General features: G+C 34.0%; 14 protein-coding genes, 1 tRNA gene and 1 pseudogene. All 16 read right to left on the bottom strand.

The features are described 5' to 3' along the window. Positions 1-447 precede the first annotated feature (447 nt). Entirely contained in the window at positions 448-816 is a 369-nt protein-coding gene (locus tag BMX60_RS09780; RefSeq protein WP_177159770.1) for a hypothetical protein, read from the bottom strand. Positions 817-901: 85 nt separating this feature from the next. After that, the gene (locus tag BMX60_RS09775) at positions 902-1,717 is read right to left on the bottom strand and encodes an NRDE family protein (protein WP_091351289.1); all 816 of its coding nucleotides are present in this window, start codon (positions 1,715-1,717) and stop codon (positions 902-904) included. Positions 1,718-1,736: 19 nt separating this feature from the next. Beyond that, a complete protein-coding gene (locus BMX60_RS09770) occupies positions 1,737-3,368 on the bottom strand; it encodes an MBL fold metallo-hydrolase RNA specificity domain-containing protein (RefSeq protein WP_091351288.1) in 1,632 nt (543 codons plus the stop codon). Between the two features lie 98 nt (positions 3,369-3,466). Next, positions 3,467-4,006, bottom strand: a complete 540-nt coding sequence (locus tag BMX60_RS09765; RefSeq protein WP_091351287.1) for a DUF5317 domain-containing protein — start codon at positions 4,004-4,006, stop codon at positions 3,467-3,469. Between the two features lie 2 nt (positions 4,007-4,008). Continuing rightward, positions 4,009-5,268, bottom strand: coding sequence for an HD-GYP domain-containing protein (locus tag BMX60_RS09760; RefSeq protein WP_091351286.1), 1,260 nt, complete (start codon positions 5,266-5,268; stop codon positions 4,009-4,011). A gap of 223 nt (positions 5,269-5,491) precedes the next feature. Continuing rightward, complete coding sequence (locus tag BMX60_RS09755; RefSeq protein ID WP_091351285.1) at positions 5,492-6,112, bottom strand: hypothetical protein; 621 nt, start codon at positions 6,110-6,112, stop codon at positions 5,492-5,494. 140 nt (positions 6,113-6,252) lie between these two features. Next, entirely contained in the window at positions 6,253-7,866 is a 1,614-nt protein-coding gene (gene groL / locus BMX60_RS09750) for a chaperonin GroEL (RefSeq protein WP_091351284.1), read from the bottom strand. Between the two features lie 20 nt (positions 7,867-7,886). Continuing rightward, positions 7,887-8,177, bottom strand: coding sequence for a co-chaperone GroES (gene groES / locus BMX60_RS09745; protein ID WP_091351283.1), 291 nt, complete (start codon positions 8,175-8,177; stop codon positions 7,887-7,889). 118 nt (positions 8,178-8,295) lie between these two features. After that, positions 8,296-10,188: a molybdopterin biosynthesis protein gene (locus BMX60_RS09740; protein WP_091351282.1), complete on the bottom strand. Its 1,893-nt coding sequence runs from the start codon at positions 10,186-10,188 to the stop codon at positions 8,296-8,298. Continuing rightward, positions 10,172-11,404 carry a molybdopterin molybdotransferase MoeA gene (locus BMX60_RS09735; protein WP_143055922.1) on the bottom strand — a complete coding sequence of 411 codons (1,233 nt, stop codon included), beginning with the start codon at positions 11,402-11,404 and terminating at the stop codon, positions 10,172-10,174. Before BMX60_RS09735 ends, BMX60_RS09740 begins: the two co-directional genes overlap by 17 nt. A 126-nt stretch (positions 11,405-11,530) precedes the next feature. Further along, positions 11,531-11,947 (bottom strand): hypothetical protein, encoded by a 417-nt coding sequence (locus tag BMX60_RS09730; protein WP_091351280.1) that lies wholly within the window; start codon positions 11,945-11,947, stop codon positions 11,531-11,533. A 12-nt stretch (positions 11,948-11,959) separates the two neighbouring features. Further along, positions 11,960-12,313, bottom strand: coding sequence for a hypothetical protein (locus BMX60_RS09725; protein ID WP_091351279.1), 354 nt, complete (start codon positions 12,311-12,313; stop codon positions 11,960-11,962). 19 nt (positions 12,314-12,332) lie between these two features. After that, complete coding sequence (locus BMX60_RS12090; protein WP_177159769.1) at positions 12,333-12,500, bottom strand: hypothetical protein; 168 nt, start codon at positions 12,498-12,500, stop codon at positions 12,333-12,335. Between the two features lie 13 nt (positions 12,501-12,513). Next, positions 12,514-13,290 carry a formate dehydrogenase accessory sulfurtransferase FdhD gene (gene fdhD / locus BMX60_RS09720; protein WP_091351278.1) on the bottom strand — a complete coding sequence of 259 codons (777 nt, stop codon included), beginning with the start codon at positions 13,288-13,290 and terminating at the stop codon, positions 12,514-12,516. A 79-nt stretch (positions 13,291-13,369) separates the two neighbouring features. Further along, positions 13,370-13,466 (bottom strand) — tRNA-Sec (locus BMX60_RS09715). A 58-nt stretch (positions 13,467-13,524) separates the two neighbouring features. Further along, a pseudogene (locus BMX60_RS12085) lies at positions 13,525-13,811 on the bottom strand (selenide, water dikinase SelD); the annotation flags it as partial.

Genomic DNA, 13,811 nt, shown 5'->3' with positions numbered 1-13,811 from the left:
TAGTAACCTTCCTACTATGCCTGCAAAGTGGGCAAAACTTATTAAATTAGCCCAACAATGGATTACAGAAGAAACAGCCTAGCTTTTGTTTAGCAGAGCCCGGGCAGGAACTAGTAATCGGCTTGCGAACTCTTGACAAACCGAAGTCTTAAAAGGCTAAAATTGGTAACGTCAAGGGCTTATTTGTTATGCCTTTCTTTTGTTCCCTTCGCCCTTGTTATCTTTGAATTAGCCTTTTAAGACTGTTTGTCAAGAGCGATTACGTTATTTTTCTTTATGCTAATCTGTTCGTGTGGTATTTAATCTATTTTTTCATAGAACTTTTTACATTACCTAGTCTTTAATATTTTCCCTCAAATTGAGAAAAAATTCAACTCCTTTAAACTTAAAAACACATCCTTAGTTCTTATAGAATTAGGATGTGCTGTAAGATTTTAAATTTTTAAATTATTTATTTTTAGTTAAATGTTTTATTATTTCTTGATAAACTCTATTTGTTTCATTTGAATTATTAAAATTTATTATTATATCTTTATCACTTCTTTGAAGATGGATATAAGGCGACTTGCTAGTATTAATAAACAATTTAACAGCTCCGTACTCAACTGTATTAAAATGGCCTTTCAGATTTGAACCTAAAGCTGAACCATTGGTACGCATGGTAATAGTAGGAGGATTTTCTAATAAATTTACCTTTTCTATCGATTCCCAGGGGATTGTTTCACCATACATACCATGTATTCTTAACCCCTCATCTGTAAAAGTAACTTTAGTAGACTGAGATGAATAATACAATAATACTATAACAGATACCAAAGCAACTGCAGTAATAGTTATCGGTAAAATGAATTCTTTCCCTGCCCCTTTACGGATTTTACCCTTTTCATCATATAAATTACCATCATATTTCTGAGCCCTTATGAGAAAATAGAGGGTTGAAAAATATAAATTTATATTCCCTCAGCTCCCAATAGTGATCTTTTTGGAGAAATTTTTCATAAAACTGTACCTCTCCTTTTTTGTTAATTAAAATAATGGTCTTTATCCTTGTACCATATGATGGGGTATCGATGTGGATAGTTGATAACATCCTTTCTATTTCCAGTGTACCTCCTGTGTCTGGTAGCTCATTATCAGGGGGGATAGTTGTATCATCCAATATCCCGAATAATTGCTCAATAGTAAAGTCATTAACGTCATTATCGTCGTTGTCATTATTAATAAATCTAGAAAGGGCTTCTTTAGCCTTCACTATTTTGGGCCAAGGTGTATTTAACAAGGCATTACTTAAACCATGGATACCCGGTTGTATTTCCTCTATTTTATCTGTCACATTTGAATAATAATATAATTTATTTTGATTCCCTACCACTAGATTAAATAGATTGTACTCTTTTCCCTTTTTACTTACTAGGTTGAGATACTCCTCTGGCTCCCCAGTCCCAATTAAATATTGGCGAACCAAATCTCCCCTGGATAAAGTGGATTTTTGTTCTACTCGAAAATCCCGGTAATTAGTGATAAATGCAATTTTCCCAGTCTTAGTTATCCCAGTCCATGTTCCGCCTTTTAAAAGGTCAATGCCTCCTAAAACTTCTGGATGATCTTCCCAAAAATGCGAGGGTTTTGTTGGCCTATTTTTAAATTCATCCCTGTTTCCTAAAAAGATAAAGGGATATTGATCATGGACTTTATAAGCAAAGATTATAGTACACATATGCCACTTCCTTTAATTTTTATTTTCCCAACAACATGTTCAAATCTAGTAATTCTTTTTGAAGTTCCAGTAATTTGTTATGGAGTTTTTCATAATCTTTTTCTAGCCTTTTTTCATCTAAAATTTGATTAGTCTTCCAAACTAAATGCTCAAACTGGTTATATACACTTTGGAGTTCTTGAGTGATTTTTTCTTTTTTCTTAATTAAATCTAGTTGTTCCTCTGAATTTTGAATTAAAACATCTTCATCCATTTGATAAGTACAACCTAAATATGGCACTAAAGTTTCTATTCCATATTTCTCCTCTATTATTTTTTTTAATGTGGTAGTTGCCTTTTCTTTACCGTGAACTAAGAAGATTTTTTTCGGTTTTTTCTTAAAACCCTTTAACCAATTTAGAATTTCCCTTTGATCTCCATGACCAGAAAAACCCTCTATACTATGAATTTGGGCTTTAACAGCAACTTCTTCTCCAAATAGCTTCACTTTTTTCGCCCCATCCTTTATTATTCTACCTAATGTCCCTTCAGCTTGATAACCAACAAAAACCACACTATTTATAGGATTCCACAAGTTATGTTTCAAGTGATGCCTAACCCTCCCTGCTGTGGCCATACCACTGGCAGAGATAATTACTTTAGGGGATTGATCTTTATTTAAAGCCATAGAATGTTCTATATCTCGAACAAAATAAAGATTGTCAAAATCCAAAGGGTTATCACCCTTCAATATTAACTCCTTCGTCTCATCATCAAAGTTATCGGCATTTCTCTTAAATACTTCTGTAGCAGATACTGCCATAGGACTATCTAAATAAATAGGAACCTTCATAAATTCTTCTATTTCCTTATCATATTCATAGTATTTATTTAACTCATAGATTAACTCTTGGGTTCTCCCCACAGCAAAGGAGGGAATAATAACTGTACCTCCCCTAGCCACAGTTTCATTAATTATCTTGATCAATCTCTCCATTCTTGTATCTATATCTTCGTGATTCCTATCACCATAAGTCGATTCTAAAATTAAATAATCTGCTTCTTCTACAATTTCTGGATCCCGGATTAATGGTTTATTTTTCATCCCTAAATCCCCTGAATAAACAATTTTAACTGTTTTACCATCTTCCTTTATCCATAGTTCAATTATTGCTGAACCTAAAATATGGCCTGCATCTTTAAACCTGACTACTATACTTTCATTTAAATTTATCTTCTGATTATACAAAACTCCTGTAAAAAAACGTACACTGTTTTTAGCGTCTTCTACTGTGTAAAGGGGTTCTAATGGAGATTGACCTGCCCTCTCCCTTTTTTTGTTTTCCCACTTTGTATCGGCCACTTGAATATGGGCACTATCTTCTAACATCAATGCCGCTAGGTCTTTTGTCCCTTTCGTACAGATAATCTCCCCTCTAAATCCCTCTTTAACCAATTTAGGTATCCTTCCACTGTGGTCGATATGGGAATGGCTAAGTAACAGATAATCTATTTCCTTTGGCGAAAAAGGGAATTCCTCCCTATTCAACTTTTCTAGTCCTTTACTACCTTGAAACATTCCACAATCTAACAGAATTTTATAATTACCTGTTTCGATTAAAAAATTAGAACCTGTCACCATTTCCGCTGCCCCTAAAAAATGTATTTTCATCAGTATCTCCCCTTTGCCATCTTCATATATAAAACAAACCATGTTTCTGCTATATTCATAATTATTACTATAATAGCTCAAAACATGGTTACAATCTATTAACTTTTCATTTCAGTTATTATATATACCATAACACCTATAAAAATAAAAACATCTCCTATACTCATAACATATCGCCAAAAAGGAATGACATCACCTAAAAAAGGCAACAGGGTTTCAGAAGTTATTACAGTATACAACCCCTCTGCTGCAATCAATCCTTCTGTCGCAGCATCTATAGATGGAGCGATTCCAGTTTTAACTAACCCTTCCGGTGAGACTGGCATAGCACCTCCATTTAAGAATATTACTAAAGCATTTAAAAATATTCCAAGGCCAATAGTTAAAAGACCAAAGTTTTTTCTGTTTAAATAAACAAAAAAGAGGATCAAAAAATATTGAAAAAGGTAAGGTATATATGTCAACATACCCCTCTGGATTATATCTTTTCTAACTAAAGTAAAAAGAATCACTTCAATACCAAAAGCACCGATAGCGATGTAAGGATATCTTAATTTTGTTACATCAATTTTCCTTATATCGCCCTTTAATAACAAACCAATTACTATACCAAGGATTATAAAAATAATAAAAAGCATTTCTATTTCTCCTTTTTTTCCTTTTCTAAAATTTTTAGATATATATCAACGAGTTTAGGGTGAAACTGTTTCCCCCTATTTTTTAACAACTCAATCTTTATTTCCTCTTCATTTAATGCCCTTCGGTAAATTCTATCAGTAGACATGGCATCTAATGCATCGGCTAGTTGTAAAATATAGACATCTAAATCTATTTCATCACCCTTTTTCCCTTCGGGATATCCAGTTCCATCATATCTCTCATGGTGATATTTTACTAGATCGACAATTCTACCGATACCATAAATGTCTTTTACGATATTATAACCGATTACTGGATGTTGTTGAATAATCTGATATTCTTCCTTTGTCAACTTGTCAGGCTTATTTAAAATATTATCTGGAATTCCTATTTTACCGATATCATGTAGATATGCTGCAAGTTCTAATTCTTCTATTCTGTTGTCACTGTATTTCAATTCTTCAGCGATTTTTTTAACTATCTTTGCCACATTTCTACAATGACCTTCAGTATACTTGTCCCTCATTTCTAAAGCATTCATCAACACTTTTACCATTTCGTGATACTTACTTTTAGAATCAATATAAAGGCCATAAGTATAGCGGATAAACAACATGGGGATAAAAATTACCAAAACACCGCCGATCTCAAAGTGGTTGTACATGTAAACTAATAACATTCCAAATGGGGCAGTAAAAAAAATACCTATTAATATAAATCCAAGTTGGTTTTTTAAATTTAACCATACTTTAACATTTGAAATAATAGCCATCAAAATAGATACCAATAAATAATTTATAACGGCGAAAATTATAAATACAGCCACCAAGCCAAAGGTGATGTTGGCAATAGGGGCCAATGGCAATATACTTGTATACCGATAAACTTCAGCGGCAGTAAAAACTGAAATACCTACAACTGAACCATTAAAAAAACTTTTATAGATAGGCACATTTAAAAAATGGTAATACTTGTTTTGATGTCTTACTACCCTAAAAATCATTCCTGCAAAAACAATAACCATAGCAGGCAATGTACCAAAAAGGATTATAGATGCCGTTGTAATAATAAAACCAGGGCTAAATGCCAACTTTTTATAAACAATAGCCATTGATTCTGTTACTGCTGCCAAAAAGCAAAAAAACAATAAAGTAATAACATCTATATCAAAGGGATATCTAAAATAAGCATAACCAAAAGTTAAAGCAAAGAGGCTGTATATAAAGGCTAAGTATAAGGGTAGTTTATAATTATTTTTCACACTTTTCCCTCCTCTAGATTAAAAAAGGCCGATTTTTAATTAAAAACCTTTAAAACCAGCTAACATGAGAAGCTCCAGCTAAAACCAAAGTTAATAAAGCGATAATAGCAGGTAAAAATTTTTTCATTTTAGTCACTCCTTTAGCTTAGGCTAACAGACCTACGCTAACATCTGTCGCAAAGCTCCGCTATGTGAAAAAGTTTAAAAATCGGCCTTTTTATAGCTATTTAGTTGTCATTAAAATTGTTCTGTTTACTGCATCTAAAGCTGCTCTGGCAATAGCTTCATATTCATCATTTTTAACTAGAGCTGAACCAACAAGTACTTCTTCTTTTCCTGTTATTAAAGTAATAACTATTACTGTAACTACTGATACCCCTATACTAGTATTAATAATCACCTCTTGTCCATCAAAAATATTATCTAAACCTAAAATTTCTTCAACAGCTTTTAGGGTTGTTTTTAAAACAATTTTTTTTCGATTTAAAGTGGTATTAATATCCATTTCTTCAACGGTATATTCTTTATCATCATAGGAAAGGGTAACTGTACATTCCACTTTATTTTGTTTATTCCTTAACTCAACGGAACTAAACTTAACCCTTTTTTCTTTATTTAGCAATTCTTCTCCTTGTATAGAAGCAATACTAATTTTGTTTTTATCTATTTTATAATTATGTATTACATATAAAGCTGATTCTATATCCCTTACAATTTGTTTCGGTGATTTATTATTATTAGCTAACACATGAATTTCCGAGATTTCTCCCTTTTCATGGACTACTTTAGAAAGGATAACCCCTTCTATTTTATTTATGGATTCTTGTATTGCAGAAAAGTCCATATCATTACCCCTCCAAATCCCCAAGGACAAATATTAGTTAATTTACACTAATATATTATATTAGACAAAAAAATCCAATTTCCTGCTTTTTTAAAAAAATAAAAAAATAAACTGCCCTTTTACATCGGGCAGTTTATTTTTTACATCATTGGCATTCCGCCAGGCATTGGGTTATCACTTTTTTCTTCAGGTTTTTCAGCAACTACTGCTTCAGTTGTTAAGAACATAGCTGAAATACTAGCTGCATTTTGTAAAGCAGAGCGAGTAACTTTGGCTGGGTCAACGATACCAGCTGCAATCATATCTTCATATTGTCCAGTTAAAGCATTGAAACCAACACCTACTGGTTCTTTTTTCACCCTTTCTACTACTACAGAACCTTCAAAACCAGCATTTTCAGCTATTTGTCTTAGAGGTTCTTCTAAAGCACGTTTGACAATTTGCAAACCAGTAGCTTCATCTCCAGTTAATTGAATTTTATCTAAAACATGAAGAGCATCTACAAGGGCAGTACCACCACCAGCTACGATACCTTCTTCAACGGCAGCACGGGTAGCAGCTAAAGCATCTTCAATCCGTAATTTTTTCTCTTTTAACTCAGTTTCAGTAGCAGCACCAACTTCGATTACAGCTACTCCACCAGCTAACTTAGCTAAGCGCTCTTGAAGTTTCTCTTTGTCAAACTCAGAGGTAGTCTCTTCAATTTGAACTTTGATTTGAGCAACCCTTTTCTTGATTTCATCTTGGCTACCGGCACCATCAACGATAATGGTATTTTCTTTAGTAACTTTAACTTGACGGGCTCTACCTAACATAGTAATATCGGCATTTTTAATATCTAAACCAACTTCTTCAGAAATTACTTGGCCGCCGGTTAGTATAGCGATATCTTCTAACATAGCTTTTCTTCTGTCACCAAAACCAGGAGCTTTAACAGCAACACAAGTAAAAGTACCTCTTAATTTATTTACTACTAATGTAGCTAAAGCTTCTCCTTCAACATCTTCAGCAATTAGTAATAATTGTTTACCTTGTTGAACAATTTTTTCAAGGATTGGTAAAATATCTTGAATGCTTGTAATCTTTTTATCAGTGATAAGGATATACGGATCATCTAAAACAGCTTCCATTTTTTCAGTATCTGTTACCATGTAGGGTGATATGTATCCCCTGTCAAATTGCATACCTTCAACAACATTTAAGTTAGTAGTAAAGCCTTTAGATTCTTCAACGGTGATAACACCATCTTTACCAACTTTCTCCATAGCTTCTGCTATTAACTCACCGATTTTTTCATCGGCAGCTGAAATGGCAGCAACTTGAGCAATAGCTTCTTTATTTTCAATAGGTTTAGCAATATTTTTAATTTCAGCAACTACACTTTCAACTGCTTTTTCGATACCCTTTTTAAGGATCATCGGATTAGCACCAGCAGTTACATTTTTAATTCCTTCTCTAATAATAGCTTGGGCTAATACTGTTGCAGTGGTTGTACCGTCACCAGCAACATCATTAGTCTTAGTAGCTACTTCTTTAACTAATTGGGCACCCATATTTTCAAAGGGATCTTCTAATTCAATTTCTTTTGCAATTGTTACACCATCATTAGTAATCAATGGAGAACCGAATTTTTTATCAAGAACTACATTTCTTCCCTTTGGACCTAATGTAACTTTTACAGTATCAGCTAATTTATTAACTCCTCTTTCTAATGAACGGCGGGCATCTTCAGTGAACTTAATTACTTTTGCCATTACTATCAACCTCCTTAAAGTTATTTGTTAATTACTGCAAGAATATCTCTTTCACTTAAAATTAAGTGTTCTTCATTGTCAATTTTTACTTCAGTTCCAGCATATTTAGAGAAAATTACTCTATCTCCTACTTTAACTTCTAGCTCAACTTTTGTTCCATTGTCTAGAACTTTTCCACTTCCTACTGCAATTACTTCTCCTTCTTGAGGTCTTTCTTTAGCTTTATCTGGGATAACAATCCCACTGGCAGTTTTTTGTTCAGATTCTAATACTTTAATAACCACTCTGTCTCCTAATGGCCTAATGTTCATTTGAAATACCCTCCTCATTACTTTTATTTTTGTTAGCACTCTATCTAGATGAGTGCTAATTTCTATCCATATTTTAACTAATCATTTTAAAAAAATCAAGGGGTTACAAAAAAATTTTTTAATTTTTTTCTTCTTCCACAAAGATAATTTCTCCACTTTTATTCAAATTATACCCCCCTAATTCTTCAACTTCCCTCCTAAACCTCTTAGTTCTCAAAGTTTCTAATACAAATTTAAAATTAGGTGAATTAAAAAAATCTGGAGTCACTAGTAAATCATAACTTTCTTCATAAAGGGGTACAAAATCCAGATCCATTGCTTTTGCTGCAGCATAAATCCCCATAGCAGCATCAGCCCTATTACTTTTAACTTCTTGGGCAACTGCTAAATGGGTAAAATACTCCCTGTTATATCCTTCTATTTCCCCAGGTTTTATCTTTTCTTTCTCCATGAGATAATCTAATAACACCCGGGTTCCAGCACCCTTTTGCCGGTTAGCTATCCTTTTACCCTTTAAATCTCTTATAGAATTAATATTTAAAGGATTCCCTTTTGCTACCATTAATCCTTGGGTTCTTTTTGCCAAATGAACTAATATGGCACCTGTATCTTTTAAGTATTTTTTTACATAGGAGATATTATATTCTCCTGTTTGTGGATCTAATAGGTGAATTCCTGCAAAATGGGTTTCACCTTTTTTAACAGCCATAATCCCCCCTAAACTTCCAACATGGGCAGAACTTAAACTAAACTGAGGAGCTAAATAGGTTGCTAAAATATCTAAAGCTAAATCATGACTTCCTATACATACGAAAATATCATCAAAATCCTTATCCTCAAAAAGTTCTACTTGCACAACTTCCCCAGCCCGATAACCTTCAGAATTTTGTGGGATAATTAAAAAACCATCCCCATCCATAACAGTAGACATTAGGGCAGCTCCCCTGGCTAAAGGGGTTACTACATATTGTTCCTTAATTTTCCCAACTTTAACCCTAACGTATTCTTGGAATTTAAGGTCAGAATTAACTGGTTTTGTCAGCTTACCTTCAATCTTTTTCCTTTTAGGTAGTTTTTCTCCCTTTAAATAAAAATAGAGTTTTTTTATTATTTCTTCCATGACAACATAGGCAGATACAGGATACCCAGGGATCCCGATAACTGGTTTTTCCCCTATTTTTCCAAAGATCGCTGGTTTCCCAGGTTTTATCGCTACTCCGTGATAATACACTTTTCCTAAATGGTTAATTACCTTAGATGTGTAATCTTCACTCCCCGCCGATGAACCGGCATTAACTAAAATCAAATCATTTTCTTCCCAAGCTTCTTTCACTACCCTTTCTAAAAGGTCAAAATTATCAGGAGTAACTGGATATACTGTAGGTTCACCACCCCACTGTTTAATCATATTAGCAAACAATTGGGAATTGCTGTCCGGTATTTCCCCTTCTTTCGGTTCTTTTTGCCAAGGAATTATTTCATCACCGGTAGGGATTATAGCGACTTTAGGTTTTTTAAAGACTTTAATTTGATAAGTTCCACTGGCTATCAGTGCTGCAATATCCATCGGTTGTAACTTTCTACCTACGGTAAATAGCAGGTCATGGGCAGTTATATCTTCTCCAATAGGCCTGATATTTTGCCATTTAGTAGCTCCCCCTATTATTTCAATACCATTATCCCTTTTATGTACATCCTCAATTTTAATTACACTGTCAAACTGGGGTTCAATAAGTTCTCCTGTATCACAGTATTTAATTTTTTCCTGGGATAAAAATATTGGGTTATCGACATTGGCCATTTTAGTATCTTCTGCCCTCACTTGATAACCATCCATGGCAGAACTGTGATAATGGGGAACAGACCTTTTAGCAAAAATATTTTCAGCTAATGTTCTATCTAAACCATCAATTACTGAAATAGTTTCTACGGAATTAAATCTGTAATCACCTAACACCTTTAAAAAACCTTGTAACAGTTCATCTACTGGAGTGTTATTTAAATAAACCATAACTTTTCCCTTCCTTTAACAATACTTTACCTATCTGCCCTTCCTCTAACCCCTCAGAACCTGATTCTATCACCAATAATCCATCCATTTTAGAAAGAACTCCGATGGAATTAGACTTAGAAAAGATAGGATTTAACCATAATCCATCTTCCTTTTTTACTATATTAACTGGAATATAATCTCGCCTTCCTCCCGTTGAAGGGATGTTTCTAGCGACCTTTCCTTCTACGAAAACCTCCTCTGTCGGAGCTAAAAGTTTTTGGACAAATAATCTAAAACCTAAAAGGGCAGAAAAGGGATTCCCTGATAGACCAAAAATAGGGATAGAATTAACAGCTCCGATAATCGTCGGTTTTCCAGGTTTTATAGCAATTCCATGGACTAATACCCCTGGCTTCCCCAAGCCTTCTATAGCTTTTACCACATAATCCTTAGTCCCTATTGATGTTCCCCCTGTTAAAATCACCAGTTGACATTCCCTTACAGCTTTTTCTAAACTTTCCTTTAATATATTAAAGTCATCTTTGATTATTCCGTAATACCTTGGTATAGCTCCACAACTAGATACTGCAGCAATAAGGCCTGGGCCATTACTATTGTAAATTTGGCCTAAATTTATCTCTTCCCCTAATTCTACCAATTCATCACCGGTAGAAAGGATCCCTACTACAATCCTTTGTAAAACTTCCACTTCAGTTATCCCTAAGGCAGCTAATAGACTAATATTTTCAGGGGTCAATTTAGTTCCCTTTGGTAAAACCAATTCTCCTTGTTTAACATCTTCCCCCGCCAGCAAAACATTTTCATAACAGGCAACACTGCTATATATAGCCACTTCGTCTTCAGCTAAACTCTCTGTTTCTTCTACCATAACCACTGCATTAGCCCCTTCTGGCAACATACTTCCTGTAGCTACCATCATAGCTTCATCTCTACCCAATTGTTTTTTTGGTTTTTGCCCCATCTCTATATTTTCTACTACTTTTAAAAAAATAGGGAGGGATTCAGAAGCCCCGGAGACATCTTCCCAATTTACACAATAACCATCTACAGCGGAACGGTTAAAAGGGGGAAGGGAAATTGGTGCATAAATATCCCTTGCCAACTCCCTATTCAAACCTTCAAATATTTTTATTCTTTCAATCTCCCTATTGACTTTAAAGCTAGCTAAGATTTCATTTACTTCTTCAACGGTTTTTACAGTTAAATAGCCCAAAAAAATCCCCTCCAACTCTATTAGACTTTACCTTAAAGACAATTAATTCACCCTGTTATAAATTAAGGACTAACAAACGTTAGTCCTTTTGGAAAAATTATACTACTTTTTTGAAAAAAACACAAATTAATTTACTTGTTTGTTTAACTCTAAAGTTTCACTTTTTTTTAGATATCCTTGAACTAAAACTACCAACTGTTTTGCACCCCATACTGTGATTACCGCTATGGCTGCAATGGTACCTAATCTACCACCATGGCCAACTAAGGCATTTTGGGAAACATAGAAGATAAAGCCGCTCAAAAGGCTAGCTAAACCCATCTCAATAAAATTAGTCATCCTTGTTTTAGCTGACATTCCGGCATAGGAAGCACAGGTGGCTACTACCGCCAACATAGTTCCATTCTCAAAAATTTGAGGTAATACTAACCCTGAAATTAAAGCTACAGTGGCAGATGCAAATACCGGACCTTTACTTAAATAGTGGTTTATATAAAAGGTTAAAATTCCTGCAACTAAACTGACAATTAAAATTTCTAACATGTTATCACCCCTTTAAAATAAGCTGAATAATCTCGCTGTGATAAATACTGCACAAGCTGCTATTGTTCCTAGTTTACCACCAAAACCTTGATATAAAGGTTGGGTGATGATAAAAATAATTCCTACTAATACTCCTGCTAAAACTGCCATAGGATATGTTTGAAGAACAGCAGCACTAGACATTCCAGCAAAGGCAGCGGTATAAGCAACTATCGATAAGTCCGTAGGTAAAAATAATGCCACAGATAAACCAACTATCCCTGATGCCACCACAGGTCCTAAACCCAGGGTAATACTTAGATAGTATGTCATAATAATTGCTAAGATAGCTGTTAATACAATTTGTAGATTTTTATTGTTCAACATGATTTATCACCCCTGAATACTAATTTTGTAAACCTTTGATATGAAAGTAAACACCTAACAAGAAAATTATTGTTGTTAAAATAGTTAAACTTAATAGCATTTGATTTTCTAATGAAGCAATGGTTTGCCCTAAAAAGAGAACCCCTGTGCCAAACAGTAAAATAAAACCTAAAATGTTTTTAATCATTTTTACCACCATCCTAACTCAGAATTCTAAAGGGATTTGCATAACAATTTAGTTTATTTCCTCTAACAAAACCACAAAGGGTAAGACCCCTTTGTTTAGCGATTTCTACAGCCAATGAACTTGGTGCAGATCTAGAAACCAATATAGGAATTCCCGCCTTTAATACTTTTAATACTATCTCTGATGACAACCTTCCACTGGTGAGCAAAATCTTATCTTTGATATCCACTCCATCTAAAAAAGCTCTACCTAACACTTTATCTACTGCATTATGTCTACCTATATCTTCCCTAAAGTACAATATCTCCTCCCCTGCTAAACAAGCAAAGTGTACTCCACCAGTTTCTCTATATAATTCTGATTTTCCTTGAACTTTATTCATTAGTTCAGTTATTTTAGCGACATGGTATGCCCCTTTATCAGATAATTTCTGGATTTTCATAGAATCTAAAACATTGTAAAAAATTGTCCCTTTTCCACATCCAGTGGTAATAGTCCTTTTGCCATGGAGTTTTTGAGCTAAAGGATTTTTATTTTTCAGTTCCACATACACATGGCTTTGTTCAATATTTAAGTCCATTTTTTCAATGTCTTCTTTTGTTTTAATCAATCCTTCTGACAGAAGAAATCCTACTACTAATTCTTCTTGATAACGGGGAGTAGACAGTAAAGTTATAAATTGTTCACCATTTAGAAATATAGTTAAAGGGATTTCTTCGATAACAAAATCTTCAACATCACTAGGGACATCATTGACATACCTTGTTATTATTAGATTTTTTTTGGACATATCTCTTTCACATTCAAAAAATTTTAAATTTTCTTATAAATAGTGAATGTGATATCTTTCACCTTCCTTGTAAAAAAATTGGCGGGAATGCATGGGAATCGAACCCACCATGGATATTATTCATACCCACTACTGGATTTGAAGTCCAGAGAGCACACCAGCACTCATCCATTCCCACTTCTATTATATACTATTCCATAGGGTGTTGCAACGAAAAAATCATCTATATTTAAATTATTTTAAAATAATCCTACCAGTTCCCTTAGTTGTCCATCCTATTTTCTTAGCCCCAATTCCTTTTTTCTCCATTTCTCCAATAATTGTATCGGTTAAATGGGGATCACAACTAAATAGCAAACCACCGGAAGTTTGGGGATCATGGATGATATCATCTATAGTTTGAGGGACATTTTTACCTATTTCTACCTTAGCTTTAAAATGTTCCCTATTCCGATAGGCCCCAGCAGGTATTAACCCATAGGAAGCATATTCCTCTGCTCCGGTAATTATCGGTATTTGTC

The sequence above is a fragment of the Anaerobranca gottschalkii DSM 13577 genome (assembly GCF_900111575.1).
In the GTDB taxonomy this organism is placed as follows: domain Bacteria; phylum Bacillota; class Proteinivoracia; order Proteinivoracales; family Proteinivoracaceae; genus Anaerobranca; species Anaerobranca gottschalkii.
Note: the sequence above shows the minus strand (reverse complement) of the source record. Positions and strands in the feature narration are given on the sequence as shown.